Origin of the sequence: Terrirhizobium terrae (genome assembly GCF_030323265.1) — a bacterium.
Lineage (GTDB): Bacteria > Pseudomonadota > Alphaproteobacteria > Rhizobiales > Rhizobiaceae > Neorhizobium.
The window spans coordinates 135,471-161,012 of record NZ_CP104992.1 but is presented as its reverse complement, the minus strand read 5'-3'; the positions used below and the strand labels follow the sequence as shown (position 1 = coordinate 161,012).

Here is a 25,542-nt window from a genome sequence, read left to right as displayed (position 1 = left end):
GGTTTTATTGTTGGTTTTTCCAAAACCGGACCGCCGCGTGTGCCGACGATCCGCGGCAATGTCGAAAAGGTATAGCGCCATGGTTTCCTCTTTCAGATATGGGCGGCTGCTTGCCGTCATTCTCGTCGGTGCCGCCATCATGCCGGATGCTGTATCCGCTGCCGACAAGGGCAATCCCGAGGCCAAGCGCATCGTCTCGGTCGGCGGCACGATCACCGAGATCCTCTATGATCTCGGTGCCCAGGACCGCATCGTCGCGCGCGACTCCACCAGTTTCTATCCTGCCGATGCCAATTCCAAGCCGGATGTCGGCTATATGCGGGCGCTTTCGGCAGAGGGTATTCTCGGCCAGAAGCCGGACCTGATTCTAATGGAGGAAGGTTCCGGCCCGCCGCCGGTTCTGGAGATCCTAAAGGCCAGCGAGGTGCCGATGGTGGTCGTCCCGACCCCGCCAGAAGCCGGCAAGATCGGCCAGAAGATCCGCGACGTCGGTGCCGCGGTCGGCCTGTCCGACAAGGCCGAGGCACTAGCCGCCAAGACAGAGGGGGCCTGAAGGCCGTTGCCGCGGATGTCGCGAAGATCACCGAAAAGAATGGCGGCGCGAAGAAGAAGGTTCTGTTCGTCCTTTCCATTTCGAATGGCCGACTGATGGCCGGCGGCGCCGATACCGAGGCGGGTGCGATCATCGAAATGGCCGGCGGCATCAACGCTGCACCGTCGATCAACGGTTACAAGCCGCTCTCCGACGAGGCCGTGATTGCCGCAGCGCCCGACGTGATCCTTGCCATGTCGCGCGGGGACCATTCCATCACGCCGGAGCAGATGTTCGCATTGCCTTCGATGCAGACGACGCCTGCTGCTGCTGACAAGGCTCTCGTCTCCATGGACGGCCTGATGCTGCTGGGCTTTGGCCCTCGCACGCCGGAAGCCGCTCGCGCGCTCGCCGCCAAGATCTATCCGGGCGCGATCAACTGATGAAGTCGCTGGCCATGCCGTTTCGACGGACGGGCGAGGGGATCGGACGTCGCAGGGCGTCCTGGTCCTGTTTCTCCTTGTCCTGCTTCTGATCGTCGCCTGTCTCGTGTCGCTGCATGTCGGCCCGACCGGCGTCGGGTTGCGTGACCTCTGGGCCTATGCGACCGGCAATGGCGACAGCCTGACGGTGCAGGAGCGGGTAATCCTGGAAGCGGTTCGCCTGCCGCGCACGGCACTCGGCCTGCTGGTCGGCGCCGGGCTTGCCGTCTCCGGCGCGATGATGCAGGGGCTTTTCCGCAATCCGTTGGCCGATCCCGGCATTGTCGGCGTGACCGCCGGCGCAGGGCTTGCCGCTGTTGCGGCGATCGTGCTCGGTGCCACGGTGCTTGCCCCGCTTTCGATGCTGCTCGGCGGCCAGTTCCTGCCGCTGATGGCTTTCTTCGGTGGCCTCGCCAATACCTGGATCCTCTATGTCATCGCGACCCGCGACGGCCGTACGTCCACCACGGCGCTGATCCTCTGCGGTATCGCCATCGGTGCGCTCACCGGCGCGTTGATGGGCCTGCTGATCGTCACCGCCGATGACCGGCAATTGCGCGACATCACCTTCTGGAGCCTCGGCTCGCTCGGCGGCGCGACCTATGGTCGGGTGCTGTCGATCCTGCCGTTCATTCTCGTCGTGCTTGCCATTATTCCCTTCGTTGCCCGCGGCCTAGACGCTCTGGTCCTCGGCGATGCCGCGGCCTTCCACATGGGCATTCCGGTCCAGCGGCTGAAGCGGATCGTTATCGTGGCCGTCGCCGCCGCTTGTGGCTCGACGGTGGCCGTTGCCGGTTCGATCGGCTTCGTCGGCATCGTCGTGCCGCATCTCCTGAGGCTTGCCATGGGGCCGTCGCATCGCTTTCTGTTGCCGGGATCGGCACTCGGGGAGGTGCGCTTCTGCTGATCGCTGACAGCGTGGCGCGCACCGTCGCGGCACCTGCCGAATTGCCGATCGGCGTCATCACGGCGCTGTTCGGCGCTCCCGTCTTCCTGTTCCTGCTGATCGGCAAGAACGGCGTAGGCATGCGGGATCTGCCATGAGCGAGGACATGACAAAGCCGGTGATCATCGCCGACAAGGTCACCGTAACCCGGTCTGGCCGCAAGCTCATCGACGAGATCACGATCGGGCTTAAGCCGGGGCAGTTCACCGTGGTGATCGGCCCCAACGGTGCCGGCAAGTCGACGCTGATGAAGGTGCTGTCCGGCGAGATGAAGCCGGATAGTGGGCATGTTTCCTATTACGGCACCGGCGTCGAACTCTGCCAGCCGGTCGACCTGGCGCGGCGCCGGGCGGTGCTGCCGCAGGCGACACAGCTTGCTTTTCCCTTCACGGCGCTGGAAATCGCCCGCATGGGCGCGGTTGCCCAAGGCGCGCTCAACCCGACCGAGGAGGGGCGCAAGGCATTGGCCCGTGTCGGGCTGCGCGGGTTTGAAAGTCGGCCCTATCCGTCTATGTCCGGCGGCGAGCAGCAGCGGGTGCAGTTCGCCCGAGCGCTGGCACAGGTCCCGCAGCCGGCCGTCGACGGCATCCCGCGGGCGCTCTTCCTCGACGAGCCGACGGCAAGCCTCGATCTCGGCCACCAGATTTCGGTGCTGGAAGAGGCGCGCGACTTCGCTTCTGGTGGTGGCATGGTTCTCGCCATTCTCCACGACCTCAATCTGGCGGCGGAGTTTGCCGACCATCTGATCGTGCTCAATCATGGCCGGGTGGTGGCCGAGGGTGCGTGCCAGGAAACGGTCAATGACGAGATCATTTCTACGGTTTACGGCATCGCCGGCGCGGTCGGACGCCTACCTGCAGCACACATCCCTTACGTCCTGCCGCAGTCCCGGGATCGCTGAAACTCAGGCGCTCGGTCGGGTCAGCATGAAGATCGCCGGGGCGATCATCAGTGCCGCGACGAGCAGCGCCAACCACGCCGACGGATGCGCGCCGAACCAGAAGCCGACATAGCTCACCGCCATCAGCGAGATCGCCATGATCTTCGCCCGTTTGGAGATCGCCCCGCGCTCGCGCCAATCGCGCAGCGGCGGGCCGAATGTCTTGTGGTTCATCAGCCATGCTTCAAGCTTCGGCGACGAGCGGGCGAAGCAGGCAACCGCGAGCAGAAGGAAGGGTGTCGTCGGCAGGACCGGCAGAAACGCGCCGACCACGCCAAGCGCGACGAACAGCCAGCCGAGACAGAGAAAGATGAGTCGCATGAAGGGCCTATGGAAAAATCCTGAACAGGATAGACAAGTTTCGTTCGCCCGTCTTCATGTAAAGATTCACCCGGAAGCCGCTACCGGCATAGGTCACTGTTAGGCGCTTCGCATATGCGAAATGCGGCCTTCCCATTTGATCCGCGGCAGCTATATTGCCGCCGACTTCAACAATTCTTGAGGACATGATGTCGAAGAAGAAAGTGCTTGTCGTGGGCGGGGCCGGCTATATCGGATCCCATACGTGTCTGGTGCTGGCGGACAGGGGCTACGAGCCGATCGTCTTCGACAATCTCTCGAACGGCCATGCGGAATTCGTCCGCTGGGGTGAACTGGAACAGGGCGATATCCGCGACCGCGCCCGTCTCGACGAGGTCTTTGCCAAGCACAAGCCGGATGCCGTGCTGCATTTCGCGGCGCTGATCGAGGTCGGTGAATCGGTCAAAAACCCGGTCGGCTTCTACGACAACAATGTCATCGGCGCGCTGACACTTATGTCGGCCGCGATGGATGCCGGGGCCAAGGCATTCGTCTTTTCGTCCACCTGCGCCACCTACGGCCTGCCGGACCGCGTGCCGATGGATGAGACCCACAAACAGGCGCCGATCAATCCCTATGGCCGTACCAAGTTCATCATCGAGCAGGCGCTGAAGGATTACGGGCAGTACAAGGACCTGAAGTCTGTCATGCTGCGCTATTTCAACGCCGCCGGTGCCGATTTCGAAGGCCGGATCGGCGAGTGGCACACGCCGGAAACCCATGCGATCCCGCTTGCCATCGAGGCGGCGCTCGGCCGTCGCCAGGGCTTCAAGGTCTTCGGCGACGATTACGACACCCGCGACGGCACCTGCGTGCGTGACTACATCCACGTTCTCGACCTTGCCGACGCGCATGTCCGCGCCGTCGACTACCTGCTCGCCGGTGGCGAGACGGTTGAGATCAACCTCGGCACAGGAACCGGCACGACCGTCAAGGAACTGCTCAGCGCCATCTCCGATGTCTCCGGCAAGCCTTTCCCGGTCGAATATGTCGGCCGTCGCGAGGGCGATTCCACCTCGCTCGTTGCCAACAACACCAAGGCGCGCGAGGTTCTTGGCTGGGAGCCGCAATATACGCTGGCCGATATCATCAAGTCCGCGTGGGACTGGCATTCGCGCTCCAACCACGTATTGCAGTAAGGAAGTTTTTGCATGGCCAAGCTGGTCCATTCGATGATCCGCGTTCTCGAAGAGGCGCGGTCGGTCGATTTCTACGACAAGGCCTTCGGCCTGAAGGTTGCCGATCGCGTGCCCTTCGACGGTTTCACGCTGCTTTATCTCTCCAACCCGGAAACCGGGTTCGAGCTGGAGCTGACCGTCAATAATGGCCGTACCGAGCCTTACGATCTCGGAAACGGCTATGGCCATCTGGCGGTCACGGTCGAGGGCATCGAGGCGGAGCACAAGCGTTTCACCGATCTCGGGCTGACGGTCGGCAAGCTGGTTGAGATGCCCCACGAAGGCAGGCCGTTCGCCAAGTTCTTTTTCGTTACGGACCCGGATGGTTACAAGACCGAAGTCATCCAGCGTGGCGGACGTTTTCAGTAAGAGGTGACTGCAATGGCGGAAGGTGAGGTCAAGCTGGAGGAGAGCTGGAAATTCGCTCTGGAGAACGAGTTTTCCGATCCCTACATGGCCGACCTCAAGCGCTTTCTCGTTGCCGAGAAGCAGGCGGGGAAGCGAATCTTCCCAAAGGGTTCGGAGTATTTTCGTGCACTCGACCTTACCCCACTGGATGAGGTGAAGGTCGTTATCCTTGGCCAGGATCCGTATCACGGTTTCGGCCAAGCGCATGGGCTGTGCTTCTCCGTCCAGCCCGGCGTGCGAACCCCGCCGTCGCTCGTGAACATCTACAAAGAAATGCAGTCCGACCTCGGCATTCCGCCGGCCAGGCATGGCTTTCTGGAACACTGGGCCGAGCAGGGCGTGCTGCTCCTGAACAGCGTTCTGACGGTCGAGGAGGGGAAGGCGGCGGCCCATCAGGGGCGCGGCTGGGAGCGCTTTACCGATGCCGTCATTCGCACGGTGAACGATGAATGCGACGGTATCGTCTTCATCCTCTGGGGCTCTTATGCCCAGAAGAAGGCGGCCTTTGTCGATCAGGAAAGGCATCTGGTGCTGAAATCCGCCCATCCTTCTCCGCTCTCGGCCCATAACGGTTTCCTCGGCTCGCGGCCTTTTTCCAAGACGAACGAGTACCTGCAGTCCATCGGCAAAGATGCGATCGAATGGAAATTACCTGAAAACGTCTGATCAGTGAACACTCCAAGATTGGCGTCAACGTTTGTCGAACAATCCGTTCGGATGTGATCCTCTATCCAATTCCGGCCTGATCGACCAAATATCCCCCATGAACAGCGGGCCGCAGGGGCGGCTCCATAGAGACAAGGGGTTTGACATGCTTAGACAGATCAAGGGCCTCCACCACGTCACGTCGATGGCTGCGAGCGCAACGACCAACAACAAGTTCTTCACCGACACGCTCGGTCTGCGCCGAGTGAAGAAGACCGTCAATTTCGACGCGCCGGATGTCTACCATCTCTATTACGGCGACGAAGTCGGCACACCCGGCTCGGTCATGACCTATTTCCCGTTCCCGCATATCGCCCAGGGCCGTCCTGGTACCGGTGAAGTCGGCACGACGATTTTCTCGGTGCCGCAGGGTTCGCTTGGCTACTGGACCGATCGCCTGACCAAGGCCGGCGCCGATGGCCTGAAGGCCGATGAAGCCTTCGGTGAAAAGCGCCTGCATTTCGCCGGTCCCGATGGCGACGGCTTTGCGCTGGTCGAGGTGAAGGACGACGATCGCGCTCCCTGGACTGGCAATGGTGTCGGTGCCGAGGAGGCGATCCGTGGCTTCCATTCCGCCTCCATGCGGCTTCGCGACGAAGGCTCGACAGCCGAACTGTTGAAGTTCATGGGCTACGAGCAGGTCGATGCGAAGGATGGCGTCACCCGCTTCGGCATTCCCGGCGGCAATGGTGCGGACTTCATCGACGTCGAGACGATGCCGAACATCAACAGCGCCCGTCTTGGCGCAGGTTCCGTGCATCACATCGCCTTCGCGGTCGACGACCGTGAGAAGCAGCTCGAAGTGCGCAAGGCCTTAATGGACACGGGCTATCAGGTCACGCCGGTGATCGATCGCGACTATTTCTGGGCAATCTATTTCCGTACGCCGGGCGGCGTGCTGTTCGAGATCGCCACGAACGAGCCGGGCTTTGACCGCGACGAGGATACGGCCCATCTCGGCGAAGCCCTGAAGTTGCCGACGCAGCACGAGCATCTGCGCAAGGCGCTCGAAGAGCATCTCGAGCCGATCGTCTAAGGCGCAATCAGGGGCAGGGCGGGTTCTCGCCCTGCCAAACTTCTTTTCACGCAATTCCGGATGCGGAACCGCTTCGCGGGAATTGCTTCCTTCCGGAGATTTCCATGAGCTACGACAGCTATCTGCACCGGGTGAGGCCCGGTGCCCCCGGATCGCCGATCCTGTTCACCTTTCATGGCACCGGCGGCGGCGAGAACCAGTTCTTCGATTTCGGCAGCCGCCTGTTGCCGGGCGCGACAGTGGTCTCGCCCCGTGGCGACGTTTCCGAACATGGCGCGGCCCGCTTCTTCCGGCGCAAGGCGGAAGGCGTTTATGATTGCGACGACCTCGCACGCGCCACCGAACGGATGAGCGAGTTCGTGGCCGCCAATCGCGACCGCTACGAATCCTCCACCGTGCTGGGCCTCGGCTTTTCCAACGGAGCCAATATCCTCGCCAACGTTATGATCGAGAAGCCCGGCCTGTTCGAAGCGGGCGTGCTGATGCATCCGCTGATCCCGTTCGAACCGGCAGACAGAAAAACCGGCGAGACGGCGCATGTGCTGATCACGGCCGGTGAGCACGATCCGATCTGCCCCGTGCGGGCGACGCTGAAGCTTGCGGACTACTATAAGAAGCAGGGTGATGCCGTGAGGCTCGAATGGCATTCGGGCGGCCATGAAATCCGGCCGAACGAGATCGAGGCAATCAAGATGTTCCTCGCGCCCTACGGGGCGTGAGGCCGACATGATGGAGTAAGCCCATAGTTTTTGTGGGCTTGCGGTCGCTGCCACCATTTCCGATAGTGCTCCGGTCCTCAATCGGATCGGAGAGCGTCATGAGCAATCACCTGAAATTCTTCATCGACGGGGCCTGGGTGCCGCCGGTCGTACCGGTGGCGCTCGATGTGATCGATCCTTCGACCGAAGAAGCCTTTACGCAGATCGCGGTCGGCTCGAAGGCGGATGTCGACAAGGCGGTGGCGGCTGCGAAAGCGGCATTCCCGGCTTTCTCCCGATGGACGCAGCCCGAACGTCTGCAGCTTCTGAAGCGCATTCTCGCCGAATATGAAAAGCGCGCGGAGGACATTGCGCAGGCCGTCAGCCGGGAAATGGGCGCGCCGATTGCGTTTGCCCGCGAATCCCAGGTCGGCGCTGGCCAGGGACATCTGAGTGCAACGATTGCAGCGCTGGAAAACTACAGGTTCACTGAGCAGCGCGGCTCGACGATGATCGTCAAGGAGCCGATCGGCGTCGTGGCGCTGATCACACCGTGGAACTGGCCGCTCAACCAAATCACCTGCAAGGTCGGCCCGGCAATCGCGACTGGCTGCACGATGGTCTTGAAGCCTTCCGAGATCGCGCCGATCTCCGGCATCATCTTCGCCGAGGTGATGGAAGCCGCCGGCGTGCCGAAGGGCGTATTCAACATGGTCAACGGCACCGGTCCCGATGTCGGCCAGGTGATGGCGGGCCACCCGGATGTCGACATGGTTTCCTTCACCGGCTCGACGCGTGCCGGCATCATTGTCGCCAAGACGGCGGCCGATACAGTGAAGCGCGTGGCGCAGGAACTCGGTGGCAAGTCGCCCAATATCATCCTGCCCGATGCGGATCTCGCCCAGGCGGTCGCCGATGGCGTGACCGGCTGCTTCGGCAATTCCGGCCAGTCCTGCGATGCGCCGACCCGCATGCTGGTGCCCCGCGACCGCCATGACGAGGCGCTGGCGGTGGCAAAGGATGCGGCCGAGAAGCTGGTGACAGGCGATCCGAGGAGCGAGGGCATCGATCTCGGCCCGGTCGTCAGCCAGGTCCAGTTCGACAAGATCCAGCGGCTGATCGAGGCCGGGATTTCGGAGGGTGCCACGCTCGTCACTGGCGGGCTGGGGCGACCGGAAAACCTCAATCGCGGCTACTACATCCGCCCAACCGTTTTCGGCAATGTCACCAATGACATGACGATCGCGCGCGAGGAGATCTTCGGGCCGGTTCTCTCCATCCTGCCCTATGACAGTGAGGAAGAAGCGATCGAGATCGCCAACGACACGCCCTATGGGCTGGCAGCCTATGTGCAGGGCGAGGTGGAGCATGCGCGAAAGATCGCACCGCGCTTGAGAGCCGGATCAGTCTATCTCAACTATCCGGACTGGGACCTGTTCTCCTCCTTCGGCGGCTACAAGCAATCCGGCAATGGTCGCGAATATGCCGATTGGGGTATTCACGATTTCCTTGAGATCAAGAGCGTCGTCGGTTACGGCGGTTAGCGCCGCGTGACATCGCGGATGATCAGAGAGCGTTAACTCTGCCGATAGCTCGTCCGGTTTCAAAACGCTGTGCTAACTGATCTTTATAGTTCAAGGATTTAAGGCTGAGACATAAACAGCTTTATGGAGTGGCCGCGAGGTTGATGGGTTGAACAGTGTTTGGATAGGCCTGCTGGCGAACACAGCAATTGTGGCGCTGGTGATTTCGCTTTGGTCGAACATCCGGCTGGCGGCCTTCGATCGGCCGGGTGCTTTCCATCGTCTGGAAATCGGCTGCCTGTTCGGGCTCGGCTCGATCGGCGTGATGTCCATCCCGTTCCAGATCAGCGAAGGATTCTTCATCGACCTGCGCATGGCCATGATCGGCACGGCCGCCTTCATCGGTGGTCCGGTGGCCGGCGTGGTGACCGCGCTCGTGGCGGCCATCTTCCGCATCTATCTCGGCGGCGCCGGTGTTCTCATCGGCCTGGCCGGGATCGTCGTAGCGGCTGCCGTCGGCCTCATCGGCTACCGTTTCAAGGCTGCGGAAGCGCCGAGTATCAAGGAAAGCGTAATCTTTGCACTTGCCATGGCGGCAAGTTCGGCGCTGCCCTCGCTCATTCTCTCGCTCGACAATTCGTCCGGACTGCATATCCGCCTGCCTTTCATGACGATCGTCTTCCTGGCCTCTCTGATGGCGGCCCTGGCCATGGCCAATGAGATGCGCCGTCGCGAGATCGATCAGCGGAACCACATGTATCGGCATGTCATAGACAGCCTGCCGGAGGCGCTCAACGTCAAGGATCGCGAAGGCCGGTTCATCATGGCCAATCCGGCGACGGCCCAGCTGATGCATGTCGATGGCGTGTGCTCGCTGATCGGCAAGACGGATTTCGACTTCTACCCGGCAGAGATCGCCACCGCCTTCAAGCTGGACGAGGAGAAAGCCTACAGGGCGGCGGAGCCGATCGTCGAAGAGCAGGAACTCACGCATCTCGACGGCAGCAAGGCTTATCTCTCGACGCTCAAGGCACCGTTCACCAATGCCGACGGCCAGTGCATAGGGCTCATCACCCATAATCGCGACATTACCGACAAGAAGCGGCTGGAAGTGGCGCTCGCCCAGAGCGATCGTCGCGCCGCCGAGGCTCTGTCCAGTATTTCCGATGGCCTCGTCATGTTCGACAAGGACCTGACGCTGGTGTTCTGCAACGAGCGCTACCGGTCGATGTTCTCGATGACGGCGGATCTGCGCGTGCCAGGGACGGCTGCTGCTGCGATCCTCTACGCCTCGATTGCGCGGGGAGAGCTCGTCGGCATTCCGCAGGACCAGGTAACCCAGTGGGTGGACAATACGCTGAGCCGTCTGCGAGAGGCAGGCACGGTTCAGTTTCCGCTGTCCGATGGTCGCTGGATCGAATCGCGCACGCGGCCGACGCCGGAAGGCTCCTGCTTCGTCATCTGCTCGGATATCACGGCCGCCAAGCAGCATGAGTTGAAGCTGCAGGACATGAACGACAAGCTTTCGGTGCTTGCCGAGACCGATGGTCTGACCGGGTTGCGCAATCGCCGCGCCTTCGATGCCGTCATGGCGCAGGAAATCGAGCGGGTTGGTCGCGGCGAGGGCGGGTTGGCACTGTTGATGGTCGATGTCGACTATTTCAAGCGCTTCAACGACACCTATGGCCATGGCGCGGGCGACCGCTGCCTGAAGGCGGTTGCCGATTGCCTCCGCGCCTCGGTCCGCAACCCAACCGACAGTGCCGCCCGTTATGGCGGCGAGGAAATGGCATTGGTCCTGCCCGATACGGATGAGAAGACCGCTCTTGCGGTTGCCGAAGACTTCTGCCGGCGGCTGCGCGAGTTGCGCATTCCCCATTCCGGCAGCCATATCGGCATCGTTACCGCCAGCGTCGGCGTTGCAGCACTGCCGATCGGTGGTCCGGCCATCAAGGCGACACGGCTGGTTTCTCGGGCCGACGAGGCGCTTTACGCAGCTAAAGGCGCAGGCCGCAATGGCGTGAAGACGTGGGAGCCCAGCCGGCCGCGCATCGTCCACTCGGATATTGCGTAATCCTGGCTTCTAGAAAGTGGCCCGCTTTTCGGCGACAAACCTGAACTAACGAGTTAGGAAATGGGTCTGCGAGTCGAAGCTAGGACCCATCTCCATGAAATTTCTCAGCGTTTTTGCAATGGCGACATTCTGCGCGACAGCCACTCTGGCCGCCGACGTAAAACCTGCGCCCTCCGGCACCTATGTTTCCGATCCCGCGCATTCCAGCGTGACCTGGAAGATCAGCCATCTCGGCCTTTCGAACTACACCGCACGCTTTACGAAAATGTCCGCCGAGCTGGTCTGGGATGCAGAGAACCCGGCGTCCTCAAAGGTGACGGCAGTCATTGACCCGCTTTCGGTGCGGACGGATTTCCTCGGCCGGAGGAAGAGGATTTCGACAAGGAGATCGGAACTGGCGAGAATTTTCTCTCGTCCCAGGAAATCCGTTTCGTCTCGACATCCGTCACCGTCACGGAAGGCAACAAGGGCGAGGTGAAGGGAGACCTGACTTTCCGCGGGCAGACGCATCCGGCGACGCTTCTCGTCACCTTCAATGGTTCGATGGCGGAGCAGCCGCGCGAGAAGACGCCGAAGATCGGTTTTTCGGCGGAAGCAAGGATCAAGCGCAGTGCTTGGGGCGTGGCGCCTCAGATCAAGTCGATCGGCGACGAGATCACCGTCGTCATCGAGACCGAGTTCCAGCCGCCGAAGAAAGCCGACTGAATTTGGGTAGACGCTGCGGATCAGTATCCGCAGCTCTGCAACTGAGCCGCATAACGTGCGGCGACCGAGGCGGATTTCTTGGCGGTCTGTCTCAGGCTGCCGCTGAACTGGCCGCGGTTATAGCCCGACTGGCCGGAATAGTAGGCAAGGTAGAGATTGTAGGCGTCGTTCCGCGCAATGCCGTTCCGCTTGTAGCTCTGGTAGTGATACCAGCCGACGAACTTGATCGCGTCGCCGAAATCGTTGCGACGCGCACCCCAGCGTCCGGTGTCGCGACGATAGGTATCCCAGGTGCCGTCAAGAGCCTGGGCGTAGCCGAAGGCAGAAGAAGGGCGCTTCATCGGGATGAAGCCGAGCAGCCACTTGCGCGGCGGGCGCGCATTGGCCCGGAAGCTCGATTCCACGTAGATGGTCGCCATCAGGATCGAAACGGGAATGCCGTATTCCCGTTCGGTCGCACGCGCTTCGCGGGCCCAGTTGTTGAACAGGCCGTCCTTCTGGTCGAAAATGGCGCAGGCATTGGTGATACGGCTCGGCGCACTGGCGCAGCCGGTCAAAGCCATGAGCGCGATGAAAAACGCAATACGCATCGCAGAAACTCGGGTCATGCCCCGATAGATGACTCTTAAGATTTAATGAAAAGTTTAAGCAACCGGATCGGCAGTGGATGCTGGCGAATTCTAGTGGCTTGTCGGGCGCGACGCGCAGGGGCATGCTCTGCGGCAAACCGCCGCGTCGTGCGGCCCAACGCTTTTGATAATAGGCAATTAGGAAGAAATCGCAGATCACTTGCGGTCGGGCATAGCCGGGGAAATATGAATGACGAAACGCAGCTTTTCGTTTCCAGTCGCTGACGTCAGGGCGCGTGCGCTCGGTGAAATCCATTCCCGGCCCTATACGCTGGTCGCTCTGCCCCGCGTCATCTTCCAGGTTGCCTTCCTCACCGAAGACAATTTTGCCGCCGATCAGGCGAGCCTTGCCGAACTCTCGCTTGGTCAGGGCGTGCCGGCGCCGGCGCCCGATACCAGCCACCACACGATGACCTGGGGCAGTGGCACGCTGCGCTGGGAGCGTCATACCGAATTCTCCACCTATTTTTGGGATACGGCAGCACCCGCTACATTCGGCGCCGAGGTTCCGGTCAACCCCTTCGGCGCGCGGTTCGGAGCGCCCGGTCCGTTCATTTCCGGTGTGCGCATCGAGATCCGTCCGGCAAGCGAGGACGTGTCTTCCGTCATCGAGAATTTCGATCCGACCAGCCTCTGCCAGAGCATGGTCGCCGACGGCAATGCGACGGTCATTACCGATTTCCGTCAGGACGGTGACGGGCTGACGAAATTCCTGATCCTCGACCATGGGATGACGGATGCGGCGCGCGGCATGCTCGCCCAGCGTATCCTCGATATCGAGACCTACCGGACGCTCGCCATGATGGGCCTGCCGCTGGCGCAAACGCTCTCGCCGGAAATCCGTCGCATCGAGGAGCGTTTCACCGCGATCACGCAGCGGATGAAGCAGCATGCGCGCAGCGAGGCGGACGGCATGCTGGCAGAGATCACGGCACTTGCCGCCGAACTGGAAGCCAATGCGGCGCTCAGCCTCTATCGCTTCGGTGCCAGCCGCGCCTACAACAATATCGTGCTCGAACGCGTCGCCATGCTGGCGGAGAAGGCGCTGCCGGGCAACGAGACGCTCGGCGCTTTCCTCAACCGCCGTCTGGCACCGGCCATGCGCACCTGCCAGTCGGTGGAAGAGCGGCAGGTCAACCTGTCGCGCAAGCTGACCCGCGCCACGGCGCTGCTGCGCAGCTGGATCGACGTCGACCTGCAGAAGTTCAACACCGAGATCCTCGCCTCGATGGACAAGCGCGCGCATCTGCAGCTTCGTCTGCAGCAGACGGTCGAAGGTCTGTCTGTCGCGGCGATCTCCTATTACGTCATCGGCCTCGTCGGTTATCTGGCCAAGTTCGCCCACAATGTCGGCGTCGAGATTGCGCCGGAGACATTGACGGGCGCGTCGGTGCCTGTTGTCGTGTTGGCCATCTGGTGGACGGTTCGTCGTATTCGCAACAAGCACAAGGACTAGCCGAGTTCGGCGGGGAGACGGGGAATGCAGCGGACATCATGCGGCCTGAGCGCCATCTCTCTCCTTCTGTCTTCGCTGGCGAGCGTTACCTTTGCCGCAGACCTGCCGGCGGATGTGGCTACCTTTGTCGAAGATCGTCAGCAATGCGATCACTTTCGCGGTGAAGAGGCCTATGACGACGCCCGAGCGGCAGAGATCAATGCGGCTCTCGACCGATACTGCACCGGCACCGACGCCCGGCTTGCGAAGCTGAAGGCGAAATACAGCAAGGGACCGGCAGCGGTCGTTACGGCTTTGAGTGAGTTCGAAGACAGGATCGAATAGGCCTGACAGGCTGCCGGTCACCACCATTGTGCCAAGACGAGAAAAAATCGATTTCAATAAAATTGCATCTTTCCGCTTAAGCGCGCCGAAAACCTGTCGGCCTATTGTCGTGCCATAACGAAACGAGATGGCCGAAGAGCCGTCCGGCAAACAGGGTATGGTGCAATGATCAAGAAGCTCATCATTTCGGCGGTCGTGCTGACGGCCCTCATCAGCGGCAAGGAAGCCAATGCGGCCGGTGCTGCCGGTTTCGCCCGGGCGCTCGCTACGTCCACGCATACCGAGTTGGCAGAGCTTGCGCCTGCCGCGCCAGCAATCGGCTTTACCGCCGAGAAGCGCAGCGAAGTTCTCCGCATCAGCGCCGACGTCGACAAGGCGATCCAGGATGTCGATACCTATCTCGACACGTTTGCAGTGGACGACGCAAAGGCCGCAGCGCCGCAGGGCTGTTTCGACTGCGCCGACATCAAGCGCGACCAGTTGATCGGTCTCGGATGGTCGGCCGATGCGATGCGTATCGCCTACGCGATCTCGGTTGAGGGACGTATCGAGCGGGTTCTGATCGTCGAGACCGTGCTCGGCGAACTCCTGGTCGGCGAAGGCCGTCCGAGCTTCATAGGCGACGACGATGCGCAGGAGATCGAGCTGCCTCTCAGTGCTGCCTTCTCCTACGAGATCTGATCTCTACCGAGTTTTCGACTATACAGCCGGGTTCATTACGAGCCCGGCTTTCCCCGTTCCGCGATCGCAATGCCACCGAGTGCCAACACGAGGGCGACGACGTGGAAGAGTTGCACGTCCTCGCCGAGGATCACGACCGACAGAAGCGTGCCGAAGACGGGGATGAGGTTGATGAAGAGGCCCGCCCGGTTCGCGCCGATGCCGATGACGCCGAAGACATAGAGGGTCTGGGCGACGAGAGAGGCGAAGATAGCGGTATAGGCGGCAATCACCCATCCTTCCGTATCAGGCCAGATGGCATTGCCGCTCGATATTTCCCAGCCCACCAGGGGGATCGTGGTGAGGAGCGCAAACAGCGCCGGCAGCGCCATCAAGGTGCGCCAGTGGACCGGCGGCTTCCAGCGCAGGGAAACCGTGTAGACGGCATAGGCCACGAGAGCGATGATCATCAGTGCATCGCCGAAATTGAGCTCCAACTGCAGCAGTGACAGAAGATCGCCGTGTGAGGCCGTCAGCGCCACGCCAAGAAGCGTCAGCGAGAAGCCGCCGATCTGCGCCCATGATACGCGCATGCGAAACAGCACGAAGTTGAACAGGAAGATCAGCATCGGGATTGCCGCCTGTTCGATCGTCACGTTGATCGCTGTCGTATATTTGAGTGCCGTATAGAGCGTTGCGTTGAAGGTGGTGAAACCAATCACGCCGAAAAATGCCAGTATCGGCAGATGCTTGCGGGCGATCGGCCAGTCCTTGATCAGTTGCGGGACGGAGATCGCGAAGATCACGACAACGGCAAAAAACCAGCGCCAGAAGGTCAGCATCATCGGGCTGATATGGCCGACCGCAAGCTTTCCGGCCACGGCGTTGCCACCCCAGCAGAGTGTTGCAAGGACAAGATACAGATAGGCTCTGTTCAGCAAGATCTTTCCCCCGATTGCCGCAGGTGGGCCACTACACGGCTCGCGGGCAATACAGGCTGGTATCTGTGTTTGTCACGCAAAAACCTCAGCGTGTTCATAAACAGGTCGCTTTCCTCGTGCCAAGGCATTATAGATGCGCGCGTTTGTGGTGCTCGGGACCCTTTCAGGGCGCAGGCATCGAGAAGAAGAATTGGTATCGAGACCGACGTCTTTTCCAATCCGTTTGAGAAAAGCGATCGGCCGCCGTCCGAAGGGCAGGAAGCAAAATGACGAACGTGGTAGTCGTAGGTTCGCAATGGGGCGACGAGGGCAAAGGCAAGATTGTCGACTGGCTCTCCGAGCGCGCCGATATCGTCGTGCGCTTTCAGGGCGGCCATAATGCGGGCCATACGCTTGTCATCGACGGCACCAGCTACAAGCTTTCGCTCCTGCCGTCCGGCGTGGTGCGTCCGGGCAAGATGGCCGTCATCGGCAACGGCGTGGTCGTCGACCCGCATGCCCTGATCGCCGAAATGGGCCGCCTCAAGGACCAGGGCGTCGTCGTCACGCCCGAGAGCCTGCGAATCGCCGAGAACGCCACGCTCATCCTGTCGCTCCATCGCGAGCTCGACGGCATGCGCGAAGATGCCGCCTCCAACAGCGGCACGAAGATCGGCACGACCCGCCGCGGCATCGGCCCGGCTTATGAAGACAAGGTCGGCCGCCGCGCGATCCGCGTCATGGATCTCGCCGATCTCGATGCGCTGGAAGGCAAGGTCGAGCGCATCCTCACCCATCACAATGCGATCTCGTCGCGGCATCGGCGCAGCCGAGGTCGAGCACAAGACGATCATGGACGAACTGACCTCGATCGCCGACAAGGTCCTGCCGTTCATGGAAAGCGTCTGGCAGCTTCTCGACAAGGAGCGCCGCAAGGGCTCGCGCATCCTGTTCGAAGGCGCGCAGGGCTCGCTTCTCGACATCGACCACGGCACCTATCCCTATGTGACGTCGTCCAACACGGTGGCCGGCCAGGCCGCTGCCGGTTCCGGCATGGGCCCTGGCTCGCTCGGCTATATCCTCGGCATTACAAAGGCTTACACGACCCGTGTCGGCGAAGGTCCGTTCCCGACCGAACTGACGGACGAGATCGGCCAGTTCCTCGGCGAGCGTGGCCATGAGTTCGGCACCGTCACCGGCCGTAAGCGCCGCTGCGGCTGGTTCGATGCGGCGCTGGTTCGCCAGTCGGTTGCCACCAACGGCATCACCGGCATTGCGCTGACCAAGCTCGACGTCCTCGACGGCCTGGAAGAGCTGAAGATCTGCGTCGGCTACAAGCTCGACGGGCAGGAGATCGATTACCTGCCGGCGTCGATGGCGGCGCAGGCTCGTGTAGAGCCCATCTATATCACCCTCGAAGGTTGGAAGGAGTCGACCGTCGGCGCACGCAAGTGGGCGGATCTGCCGGCTCAGGCCATCAAGTATGTCCGTCAGGTGGAAGAGCTGATCGGCGCGCCGGTGGCGCTCCTATCCACAAGCCCGGAGCGCGACGACACCATACTTGTGACCGACCCGTTTGAGGACTAAAGTCAAGAATTGATTATCCATTCGGCCGGCCGACGCTGGCGACCATGAGAAAGTCCTGATGGCTGATTTTGTAGCGGTGATCCGCCGCGCTGTTGACGGTTTGGCGACCAACACGCCCGAGGCGCGCGTAAGAGTGTATGAAAAAGCTCGCGGCGCAGTCCAGCGACAGCTTGAAAACATGAAGCCGCGTCCGCCCGAAGAGATGCTCCGTCGCCAGATGGACAAGCTCGAGGCGGCTATCGCGGAAGTTGAGACCGAACATGCCGAGGCGCTGCCGTCCGAGACGGTCGTTCCCGTTCCTGCGGAGATCTACGAGGCGCCTGCGCCTCACGCCGAGCCGGTTGAAGAACAGGTTACTGAACCGGAAGCCCCGGTTCCGGCGACTGAACCGGTCGTGACCGAGGACGAGCGCGGTGCCGAGACCTACGCGTTGCACGAACCCTACGAGCATCCTGTCGAACATGAGACCGCCGCGGCCGAGGCGCAGGCTGACGACGAGTGGCGTCGCGAGCCGGAGCCAGAGGCGGTCGAGCCCGTACAGCACGAGTGGAACGAACCAGCGCGGGCGGATACGGTCGAGCCGGTTGTCGAAGAGCCGAAGGCTGAACGTTACGGCGACTGGCGTGACGAGGTTCCCGAAGAGGAATCGACATTCGCCGCCGAGCCGCGGCGTGACGAGCATTTCCAGGCGCATGAGGACATATCGGTTCAGACGCCGGAACGCGCCGAAGACTACGAAGCGCCGGTGCATGAGCCGGTTCATCACGTCTTCGACGAGGACCGTCGCGAGCAGGCCGCTTCTGCAGAGCACGACAATGTCCTGTCCTGGCCGAATGCGGATCATGATCGTCCCGAAGAGCACGCAGCGGAGGCCAGCGCCACCGAGACGTGGGACTGGTCGGCTTCCGATCCGGCTCCAGTAGCCGAGGACGTTCGCTCTGCTGATGCGTGGGAGAATGGCGGCGACCTTGCCCAACCGTTCAACCAGACGCAGAGCGGCGACAGCGTCGATGCCCATTTCAGCCCCGAAATGCGTGCGTCGGTGGATCCGGTCCGCATGCCTGCGGCAAGTGACCTTCCCGACCTCACCCAGCCGGCGGAAGCCGCTAAGGTAGAGGACCCATTCGAAGCCTATGTGAATGCGCAGCCTTCCGCGCCGGCCGCGACTGAGGCCAAGCCGGACGACCGTGATCCCTGGAGCGATCTCGAGGATCTGATCGGCTACACCAAGGAGGCTCCCGCTGCGGAGCCGGGCAAGCAGCAGGCCAAGGCGTCCGAAGACGACCTCAGCGACCTGCTGGCACCGCCGGCAAAGCCCTATCGCGTGACGGCTGTCCGCAAGCGCAATTACGGCGGCATGATCCTCGGCCTTATCGGCCTGCTTCTGCTCGCAGGCGGCGGGTATGCGCTCTGGATCAACCGCGATTCTGCTGAACGACATGGTTGGTGGGCTTATCGAATCCGGCACCAACGAAACGGCCGAACAGGCCCCGGCCACGAGCGAACCTTCCGGCCAGGCTACGCCTTCGCAGCCTAACGAGAGCGCCCCGCCAGCCCAGTCTTCGACGCCTCCGGCGGACCAGGCTGATCCTGCAGAGCAGGGCCAGAACGCACCTCCGCCGGCGGACGGCTCGTCCTCCACCGGGAAGTTCACCCAGCGACTGATGCAGGATGGCACCGAGACCGATGCGGGTCCGGGCGATGCCGGCAGCCTGGCGCAGAACGCCGAAGGCCAGTCGGTTTCGCAGCTCAATGCTCCTCCCGCCGATGGCGGCCCAGCGGCTGCGACAGACGGTGCAACGGCAGGTGCCGCGGGCGCACAAACACCGGCGCCGAACGCGCCGGCCACGCCGAGCGCCACGCCTTCGGAAACGCCTGCCGCAGCGGGCGAGCGCATGTTCCTTTATGAAGAACGCATCGGACAGAGTGCCCCGACCGCAATCGAAGGCACCGTCTCGTGGTCGCTCCAGCGGGAAGCCCCGCAGGGTGGCGGTGCGCCGGAACCGATGGTGCAGGGACGCATCACCGTACCGGGCCGTGGCCTGACGGCACTGCTGACCCTGAAGCGCAATACCGACTCATCGCTGCCTGCCAGCCATCTGATCGAGATCGTCTTCGCCGTTCCGCCGGATTTCGAGGAGGTGCGATCGACAGCGTGTTGCGCATCGCGATGAAGCAGACAGAACAGGACCGCGGCAATGCGCTTGTTGCGGTACCGGCCAAGATCACCGACGACTTCCACATGATCGCGCTCAATGACTTCCCGGATGCCCGCGCGACCAATCTGGAGCTTCTGCGCACCCGCGACTGGATCGACATTCCAGTGGCCTATCGCAACGGCCGTCGTGCGCTGCTGACGCTGCAGAAGGGCCCTGACGGCAAGGCTGCCTTCGATGAGGCTATCAGTGAGTGGAGCCAGCAGAGCGGCACTCCGAACGGTCAGTAATCCGGCCGATCACCTGATCAACAAGGCCCGCGATCCTCAACAGGATCGCGGGCTTCTTTGACCGGGGGCGTGGGCTGCGAGCCAGGGTTGTCGAGGGAGGGCGCTGCAATGTCGCATTGACATCGGCATGTTTCGACGCCATGCATCGGCCATGCGTTTCTTTCGGCAACTCATCAGCGATGCGACATGCGGCGGCCCTCTGGCCGCGCTGATCGGCGTGCTGATGGCGCTGCAGGCGCTGATCGGTGGCATCGGCACCGGCACGATGGCGTTCGCCTCCGTCGAGCAGGCGATCATCTGTTCAGACGGCGCGCCAGAGGCTGCCCATCACCAGTCGCATGGCGGTTCGGACAAGTCGGACAGCACTCACAAGAGGGACTGCTGTCTCACCGCCTGTCAGATTGCGGCGTCCGTTCATGTCGGCATCCCCGCCAAGGCGCCGTCGCCCGCCGCATCCGCTGCGATGGCTCCGCTGCCAGGCTTGGTGCTCGCCGATATCGATCTTCGGCCCCATCGTCTCGTCTTGAGCCGCGCCGCCCGCGGTCCGCCTGGTTCTCCGGTCTGACGCCACCCTTCCGCCGGTTCTTGCCGGCTGCCGTCAATCGGAAACCACGATGAATTTTCAAAAGATTGCCTTCCCGGCAGGATCGCTCAAGCGCCTGTCTCCCGCCCGGTTCATTGTCGGATCGACACCGATCGGCCTCCTTCCAGCCTCGGGAGGCTGCCATGTCCGCTGACCGTCCTGCTTCTCAGCCCGCGCCCGGTGCGGTCCGACAGCTGATCTTGCGGTTGCATTTTTATATCGGCCTGTTCATCGCTCCCTTCATCTTCATTGCGGCGCTGACAGGCACGCTCTACGTGCTCACGCCGCAGATTGAGGCGTGGCTCTATCGCGATCAGCTCGTCGCCCAGTCCAGTGGCCCGGCAAAACCGCTCGCCGAACAGATCGCCGCTGCCCGCGCGTCGATTGGTGAAGATCCGCGTTTCTTCGCCATCCGTCCCGCGACGAAGGAAGGCGCAACGACGCGCGTGATGTTCACCGAGCCCGGCCTTGGGGAATCGGAGACGCGAGCCGTCTTCGTCGACCCGGCTTCTGCTGCCGTCCAGGGCGAGATGATCGCTTACGGCACAAGCGGCATCCTGCCGTTCCGCATCGCGCTCGACTATCTTCATCGCAATCTGCTGCTCGGAGATATCGGTCGCAATTACAGCGAGCTCGCGGCCTCCTGGCTATGGGTCGCGGTTGCCGGCGGTGTGCTGCTCTGGTTCTGGCAGCGGCGCCTGCCGAAAAATGCTGGCCGGGCAGGGCGGCAGAAACGCCTGCACAGCCTGATCGGGCTCTGGGTCTCGGTCGGCCTGCTTTTCCTCTCCGTCACGGGGCTCACCTGGTCGCGCTGGGCAGGAAACAATATCGACCAGTTCCGCAATCACGTCGGCTGGGTTACGCCTTCGATAACGGTCGATCTTGGAGGTGCTGCACCGCCGAAGCCACTCGGTGAACATGCCGAGCATATGGCGCCGGCTGCCGCGCCGGTAGCATCGCGTCCCGAGCAGATGGTCCTGGCGGAGATCGACAAGGTCGCCGAAACTGCACGTGCGGCGGGGCTCGATTCTGCCGATGATCGAGATCCGCCCGCCGCGCAGCGAGACGCAGGCCTATAGAGTCAGCGAATATGACCGCAGCTGGCCGACACAGGTCGATACACTCGCGATCGATCCTCGCGACATGAGCGTGACCAGCCGCGCGGATTTCGAAACCTTCCCGGTCATCGCCAAGCTGATCCGCTGGGGCATCGATGCGCATATGGGCGTGCTGTTCGGCATCGCCAACCAGCTCTTCATGGCGGCACTCGGCATCGCGCTGATGGTGTCGATCGCCTATGGCTACCGCATGTGGTGGCTGCGGCGGCCGGCGGCCGGTGCTTCACCGCGAACGCTGGTCCGTGCGTTTTCCTACCTGTCGCTGCCTGCCAAGGTCGCGACCGCGATCGTCGCCATCGCTTTTGGCTTTGCCCTGCCGGCCATGGGGGCGAGCCTGGCGCTGTTCCTGTTCGTCGATCTGATCCGATCGGCATTTTCCGAAATCGCATCTGCCGACAGGCAGCAGGGCTTACCGCCGGGCGTGCGGTAAAGCCGTTCTCACCGAAACAAGAAAGCCCGCGGCAAAACCGCGGGCTTTCTGCTGATTTCTGTGGGCTCGGGGCGTGACCTTACGCGTCGACGACGCGCAGCGCCTGGGCCTGAGCCAGCGCTTCCTTCTGGACGGCATCCTGCACCTTTTCGAAGGCGCGGACCTCGATCTGGCGAACGCGTTCGCGGCTGATGTCGAATTCCGTCGACAGTTCCTCGAGCGTGATTGGATCCTCGGTCAGGCGACGGGCCTCGAAGATCCGGCGTTCGCGGTCGTTCAGCACACTCAGTGCCTTGGACAGCATGCGGCGACGGGTATCGAGTTCGTCCTGCTCGATCAGCACATCTTCCTGGCTGTCATGGTCATCGACGAGCCAATCCTGCCACTGGCCGGATCTCGCCTTCCGATGCCCGGATCGGAGCGTTCAACGATGCGTCACCGGAAAGGCGGCGGTTCATCGATACGACTTCTTCCTCGGAGACATTCAGCTTGGTGGCGATTTCCTTGACCTGGTCAGGCTTCAGATCACCGTCCTCGATAGCCTGGATCTTGCCCTTGAGGCGGCGCAGGTTGAAGAACAGCCGCTTCTGGTTGGCGGTCGTACCCATCTTTACCAGCGACCAGGATCGCAGGATGTATTCCTGGATCGAGGCCTTGATCCACCACATGGCATATGTCGCCAGGCGGAAGCCGCGTTCCGGGTCGAACTTCTTGACGGCCTGCATCAGGCCGACATTACCCTCGGACACGACCTCACCGATGGGCAGGCCGTAACCGCGATAGCCCATGGCAATCTTTGCCACGAGACGCAGATGGCTCGTCACCAGTTGATGCGCGGCGTCGCGATCACCATGTTCATTATAGCGCTTCGCAAGCATGTATTCCTGCTGGGGTTCCAGCATAGGAAACTTGCGGATTTCGTCCAGATAACGATTGAGACCGCCTTCACCGGCGGTAATGGAAGGCAAATTGTTGCGGGCCATAAAGCACCCCTTTCCGATCGTTGTCGGCTCCCTCTGATTAGCTGTTCGGGCTGTAAGGCGAACCGAATATGGCGCGGATCGTTCCCGATCCCGCACCAACCCACGTACCAAGTAAGTACGGCATAACAGTGATTCAAGGCATCACGGGCGCGTTATATCATTACATCTTGGTAATGATATGAACCGTGCCGGGTCAGCGGTAGACGCGTTCCGAAAGCGAGCGCATGCCCGACCTGACCATCACTTCATAGACCATACGCCGGCCCATGGGATTGTGCAATCTTATCGCCGTGGAGCCCAGGAACTCGGTATCCACATGGTCGAAGGCCATCAGATCCGCCGCATCGGTAACCGCCTTGCGGTAGAAGTCGTAGAATTCCCGCCGGCAGACATAGGTCTTGTATTTGGTCATGCAGAAGACGGCGAACTGGTCCTGGCGAGTGCGGAGAAAATCCGAAACGCCGACCGTCACCTCCGGCCATGCCGGATTGAACGTATCGTCGAAGGCAATGATGCCGTGGTCGGCGAGCGTTTCCATGGCAAGCGCGCTATCGGACACAACATGCTGGAGCATATGGCCGCCGTCGATGCTGAAGAAGCGGATGGGGCCTGCCTTGTCGGTGATCGCATTTGGCTGCAAGCGGGTGCTGTCACCCTTGATGATGAGATCCTCGTCGACAGGCAAACCCAGCCGCTCACCATTTTCAACGAAGCGGCTGTATTGCGTGACGTCGCCATTCACCTGCTGGTCGATATCGAAGAGATCGATGGCCAGAACCTTGTCGCCGCCGTTGCAGACCTTCTTGAACAGAAAATACGAGCGTCCGTAAAAGACGCCTATCTCCGCCACGCCGCCATTCAGGCCGTTGTCGGTCTGCGCTCCGAGGAGCGACAGAAACACGAGCGCGTCCGGAGGATCGATATAACCCTCCACGGTCTGAAGGTCGTCGAAGATGAATTTGCGGAGATCGGCCGTCATGTGCTGCGTGTCCTCCAGTGCTCTGGAATACTCAAATGGCGAATATCGTGACATCCGATCGATAAGGCGATGCCTGGATCGGATGTCGATTTTCGCATTGCAGCAGGCGGTCTAAATCAAGCAAAAGTTTGGCGCTGCCGCCGACCACCAGTTTCGGTTGAAATAATTGACATGTAGTCATTTTATTGGGCGCTGAAACCAAAGTGTATTATCGGTTTTGAAAAGGAATTCGGAAAAGTATTTTTCCGTCTGCCATATCTTGTTTTTAGGCCGCGCCGGCGGCGGAAAATTACTTTGAGATTGCTCGAATTTCTGGTGTCGATACTGCTCACATTCTTCTGCGCTCAAGGTTGTGGGATTGGCTGCTGCGATAGCGACTGTAGCTGCCATAGGCCTGGCTGCGTGAGATGCCGATATCCTTGAGCTGGTCATCGCTGAGTTCCAGAAGAGCCATGCGATGGCGACGGTAGCGCCAGCGCATTGCGATCCATCCCAGCAATCGGCTAAAGATGTTTCGCGGTGAAACCTTCGCTTCCGTTGCGCCTGCAATTTCGCCTTCGTCGGCCGGTAGGTCGAAGGCATAGTCTATTGGTTCCGGCGCGCGGTCGAAGACCGCCCGGTTCTCGTTTTTCATCATTTTTCTCCAAGATTTGTCTGGCCCGTCTGTCGAGCCTGGAAGGGTGGCCGTTCGGCCGCCCCTGGTCATGATGGCCGTGTCGGCGGCCTAGCGCGCGATGTGAGCTGCGGCAGCGGCCGTGGCCCGTGTCGCGGTTTCAGCCTCGCGAAGAACGATGGCGCATTCCTCGCAGCAGACTTCGACGGTCTTGCCGCCGATCTTGACCGCAATGCGGGTGTCGTCGAGTTCGCAGTCGCAGGCGGCGCAGGTGTTTTCCTTCATCTCGTCTCTCCCGGTGCTTGATGTTGACGAGATCAGGAAACACCGTTTGGCGATTGGGCGCTGTCAGAATCTTTAGTGATTTTGCTCCTGGCGGCTTTGGCCTGCCGTTTGTCTCAGCCCGGCAAAACGCTGGAACTCGGCGGGCGTGCGGCCATAGGCCTGGCGGAACGAAGAGGAGAAATGGCTGTGGCTGGAAAAACCGAGATCAAGCCCCAGCACGGTCAGGTCGTCGTAGCTGCCGAGCAGGTCGAGCGCACGGGCGAGCCTGAGGCGCAACTGATAGCGATAGAGCGGCATGCCCTCCACCTTGCGGAAGACCTGGGTGAGATAGACGGGCGAGACGCCGGCTTCTTTCGCGATTTCCGAAAGCGTCCAGCGACGGGCAAGATCGGCGGAGAGGAGAAGCTTGGTGCGGTTGACCAGTTTCTGCGTGCTGAAGCCGGGTGTCGGTGGCCGCGCGGTGCGCTCGCCGACCGCCCGGCGCACGAGCGTCAACGCCAGCGCTTCGCCTTCCAGCGGCTCGGCCGTGCGATTGATCAGGCTGTGGCGCAGCAGAGCCACCTGAGCCTGTGCGCGGGCATCGATGCCGAGGCGCTGCTTGTTGAAGGCGAAGGTGTCGCCTGAGCGGCGGTGGACATCCGGAACGATCTCATCGAGAAGCACTTCCGGCAGGCTGAGGCTGATACAGGCATCGCCGCCTTCCACCGGATGGCTGATGCGATAGACGTCGCCCCTGTTGAAGAACAGGACCTGGCTTGCCTCGGCCACCGCTTCGTCATCACCGACATGGCGCATGAAGACGCCGCGATACGGGAAGACGAGGCAGGTGGTGGTGGACGTTTCCTCGTCACTCAGATGACGATGCGCGCCGTCGCAGACGACATCCCGCACCGTCAACAGATCGGTCTCGAGCAGCGTGGTCGAATGGATGTGGCTCATGTT

Annotated in this window: 25 protein-coding genes and 5 pseudogenes; 22 read left to right on the top strand and 8 right to left on the bottom strand. The window is 61.7% G+C overall.

Annotated features, from left to right (window positions below; translation table 11 throughout):
• Positions 1-58 precede the first annotated feature (58 nt).
• From N7E02_RS30025 to N7E02_RS08780, 3 genes and pseudogenes are all read left to right on the top strand, one after another.
• Positions 59-975, top strand: a pseudogene (locus tag N7E02_RS30025) (heme/hemin ABC transporter substrate-binding protein).
• Positions 956-2,058, top strand: a pseudogene (locus N7E02_RS08785) (FecCD family ABC transporter permease). Before N7E02_RS30025 ends, N7E02_RS08785 begins: the two co-directional pseudogenes overlap by 20 nt.
• 20 nt (positions 2,059-2,078) lie before the next feature.
• On the top strand, positions 2,079-2,861 hold the full coding sequence (locus N7E02_RS08780) for a heme ABC transporter ATP-binding protein (protein ID WP_286584107.1): 783 nt from the start codon (positions 2,079-2,081) through the stop codon (positions 2,859-2,861).
• 3 nt (positions 2,862-2,864) lie between these two features.
• Here N7E02_RS08780 and N7E02_RS08775 read toward each other — a convergent pair whose 3' ends face one another.
• On the bottom strand, positions 2,865-3,221 hold the full coding sequence (locus N7E02_RS08775; protein WP_286581483.1) for a YbaN family protein: 357 nt from the start codon (positions 3,219-3,221) through the stop codon (positions 2,865-2,867).
• A gap of 188 nt (positions 3,222-3,409) precedes the next feature.
• Between N7E02_RS08775 and galE the strand changes: the two genes are divergently transcribed.
• The 9 genes from galE (at position 3,410) to N7E02_RS08730 (ending at position 11,587) form a co-directional block, all read left to right on the top strand.
• Positions 3,410-4,399 (top strand): UDP-glucose 4-epimerase GalE, encoded by a 990-nt coding sequence (gene galE, locus N7E02_RS08770; protein WP_286581482.1) that lies wholly within the window; start codon positions 3,410-3,412, stop codon positions 4,397-4,399.
• Between the two features lie 12 nt (positions 4,400-4,411).
• The gene (locus N7E02_RS08765; protein WP_286581481.1) at positions 4,412-4,807 is read left to right on the top strand and encodes a VOC family protein; all 396 of its coding nucleotides are present in this window, start codon (positions 4,412-4,414) and stop codon (positions 4,805-4,807) included.
• A 12-nt stretch (positions 4,808-4,819) separates the two neighbouring features.
• Positions 4,820-5,512 (top strand): uracil-DNA glycosylase, encoded by a 693-nt coding sequence (gene ung, locus N7E02_RS08760; RefSeq protein ID WP_286581480.1) that lies wholly within the window; start codon positions 4,820-4,822, stop codon positions 5,510-5,512.
• Positions 5,513-5,657: 145 nt separating this feature from the next.
• Positions 5,658-6,587, top strand: a complete 930-nt coding sequence (locus tag N7E02_RS08755; protein WP_286581479.1) for a VOC family protein — start codon at positions 5,658-5,660, stop codon at positions 6,585-6,587.
• A 104-nt stretch (positions 6,588-6,691) separates the two neighbouring features.
• Positions 6,692-7,306, top strand: coding sequence for an alpha/beta hydrolase (locus tag N7E02_RS08750; protein WP_286581478.1), 615 nt, complete (start codon positions 6,692-6,694; stop codon positions 7,304-7,306).
• Between the two features lie 98 nt (positions 7,307-7,404).
• The gene (locus N7E02_RS08745; RefSeq protein WP_286581477.1) at positions 7,405-8,829 is read left to right on the top strand and encodes an aldehyde dehydrogenase family protein; all 1,425 of its coding nucleotides are present in this window, start codon (positions 7,405-7,407) and stop codon (positions 8,827-8,829) included.
• Positions 8,830-9,019: 190 nt separating this feature from the next.
• Positions 9,020-10,882: a diguanylate cyclase gene (locus N7E02_RS08740; RefSeq protein WP_286581476.1), complete on the top strand. Its 1,863-nt coding sequence runs from the start codon at positions 9,020-9,022 to the stop codon at positions 10,880-10,882.
• Positions 10,883-10,976: 94 nt separating this feature from the next.
• Entirely contained in the window at positions 10,977-11,360 is a 384-nt protein-coding gene (locus tag N7E02_RS08735; RefSeq protein ID WP_286581475.1) for a YceI family protein, read from the top strand.
• Positions 11,357-11,587 carry a YceI family protein gene (locus N7E02_RS08730; RefSeq protein WP_286581474.1) on the top strand — a complete coding sequence of 77 codons (231 nt, stop codon included), beginning with the start codon at positions 11,357-11,359 and terminating at the stop codon, positions 11,585-11,587. Before N7E02_RS08735 ends, N7E02_RS08730 begins: the two co-directional genes overlap by 4 nt.
• Positions 11,588-11,607: 20 nt before the next feature.
• On the opposite strand, the gene N7E02_RS08725 is transcribed toward N7E02_RS08730, so the two are convergent.
• Positions 11,608-12,177, bottom strand: a complete 570-nt coding sequence (locus N7E02_RS08725) for a transglycosylase SLT domain-containing protein (RefSeq protein WP_286581473.1) — start codon at positions 12,175-12,177, stop codon at positions 11,608-11,610.
• A gap of 229 nt (positions 12,178-12,406) precedes the next feature.
• Between N7E02_RS08725 and N7E02_RS08720 the strand changes: the two genes are divergently transcribed.
• From N7E02_RS08720 to N7E02_RS08710, 3 genes are all read left to right on the top strand, one after another.
• Complete coding sequence (locus N7E02_RS08720; protein WP_286581472.1) at positions 12,407-13,672, top strand: DUF3422 family protein; 1,266 nt, start codon at positions 12,407-12,409, stop codon at positions 13,670-13,672.
• Positions 13,673-13,696: 24 nt separating this feature from the next.
• The gene (locus tag N7E02_RS08715) at positions 13,697-13,996 is read left to right on the top strand and encodes a hypothetical protein (RefSeq protein WP_286581471.1); all 300 of its coding nucleotides are present in this window, start codon (positions 13,697-13,699) and stop codon (positions 13,994-13,996) included.
• A gap of 165 nt (positions 13,997-14,161) precedes the next feature.
• On the top strand, positions 14,162-14,677 hold the full coding sequence (locus tag N7E02_RS08710; RefSeq protein ID WP_286581470.1) for a transglutaminase-like cysteine peptidase: 516 nt from the start codon (positions 14,162-14,164) through the stop codon (positions 14,675-14,677).
• Between the two features lie 35 nt (positions 14,678-14,712).
• On the opposite strand, the gene N7E02_RS08705 is transcribed toward N7E02_RS08710, so the two are convergent.
• Positions 14,713-15,597 carry a DMT family transporter gene (locus N7E02_RS08705; protein WP_286581469.1) on the bottom strand — a complete coding sequence of 295 codons (885 nt, stop codon included), beginning with the start codon at positions 15,595-15,597 and terminating at the stop codon, positions 14,713-14,715.
• 266 nt (positions 15,598-15,863) lie between these two features.
• Between N7E02_RS08705 and N7E02_RS08700 the strand changes: the two are divergent.
• The 7 genes and pseudogenes from N7E02_RS08700 to N7E02_RS08680 all read left to right on the top strand — a co-directional run bounded on the left by N7E02_RS08700 (position 15,864) and on the right by N7E02_RS08680 (position 21,740).
• Positions 15,864-17,163: pseudogene (locus N7E02_RS08700) on the top strand (adenylosuccinate synthase).
• A 58-nt stretch (positions 17,164-17,221) separates the two neighbouring features.
• Positions 17,222-17,443 (top strand): annotated as a pseudogene (locus N7E02_RS30190) (hypothetical protein); the annotation flags it as partial.
• A 1,159-nt stretch (positions 17,444-18,602) separates the two neighbouring features.
• On the top strand, positions 18,603-19,337 hold the full coding sequence (locus N7E02_RS29575; protein ID WP_353622865.1) for a hypothetical protein: 735 nt from the start codon (positions 18,603-18,605) through the stop codon (positions 19,335-19,337).
• Positions 19,334-19,609: a hypothetical protein gene (locus N7E02_RS29570; RefSeq protein ID WP_353622864.1), complete on the top strand. Its 276-nt coding sequence runs from the start codon at positions 19,334-19,336 to the stop codon at positions 19,607-19,609. Before N7E02_RS29575 ends, N7E02_RS29570 begins: the two co-directional genes overlap by 4 nt.
• Positions 19,610-19,736: 127 nt before the next feature.
• A complete protein-coding gene (locus tag N7E02_RS08690; protein WP_286581468.1) occupies positions 19,737-20,174 on the top strand; it encodes a DUF2946 family protein in 438 nt (145 codons plus the stop codon).
• A 161-nt stretch (positions 20,175-20,335) separates the two neighbouring features.
• Positions 20,336-21,271 (top strand): PepSY-associated TM helix domain-containing protein, encoded by a 936-nt coding sequence (locus N7E02_RS08685; protein ID WP_286581467.1) that lies wholly within the window; start codon positions 20,336-20,338, stop codon positions 21,269-21,271.
• Positions 21,228-21,740 (top strand): PepSY domain-containing protein, encoded by a 513-nt coding sequence (locus N7E02_RS08680; protein ID WP_286581466.1) that lies wholly within the window; start codon positions 21,228-21,230, stop codon positions 21,738-21,740. Before N7E02_RS08685 ends, N7E02_RS08680 begins: the two co-directional genes overlap by 44 nt.
• 79 nt (positions 21,741-21,819) lie before the next feature.
• Here N7E02_RS08680 and rpoH read toward each other — a convergent pair.
• The 5 genes and pseudogenes from rpoH to N7E02_RS08655 all read right to left on the bottom strand — a co-directional run bounded on the left by rpoH (position 21,820) and on the right by N7E02_RS08655 (position 25,539).
• Positions 21,820-22,723, bottom strand: a pseudogene (gene rpoH, locus N7E02_RS08675) (RNA polymerase sigma factor RpoH).
• 193 nt (positions 22,724-22,916) lie between these two features.
• Positions 22,917-23,702: a class I SAM-dependent methyltransferase gene (locus tag N7E02_RS08670; RefSeq protein WP_286581465.1), complete on the bottom strand. Its 786-nt coding sequence runs from the start codon at positions 23,700-23,702 to the stop codon at positions 22,917-22,919.
• A 328-nt stretch (positions 23,703-24,030) separates the two neighbouring features.
• Positions 24,031-24,339, bottom strand: a complete 309-nt coding sequence (locus N7E02_RS30020; protein ID WP_374730678.1) for a DUF1127 domain-containing protein — start codon at positions 24,337-24,339, stop codon at positions 24,031-24,033.
• 87 nt (positions 24,340-24,426) lie between these two features.
• The gene (locus N7E02_RS08660; RefSeq protein WP_286581464.1) at positions 24,427-24,600 is read right to left on the bottom strand and encodes a hypothetical protein; all 174 of its coding nucleotides are present in this window, start codon (positions 24,598-24,600) and stop codon (positions 24,427-24,429) included.
• Between the two features lie 72 nt (positions 24,601-24,672).
• Positions 24,673-25,539, bottom strand: a complete 867-nt coding sequence (locus N7E02_RS08655) for a helix-turn-helix domain-containing protein (RefSeq protein ID WP_286581463.1) — start codon at positions 25,537-25,539, stop codon at positions 24,673-24,675.
• Positions 25,540-25,542: the final 3 nt, after the last annotated feature.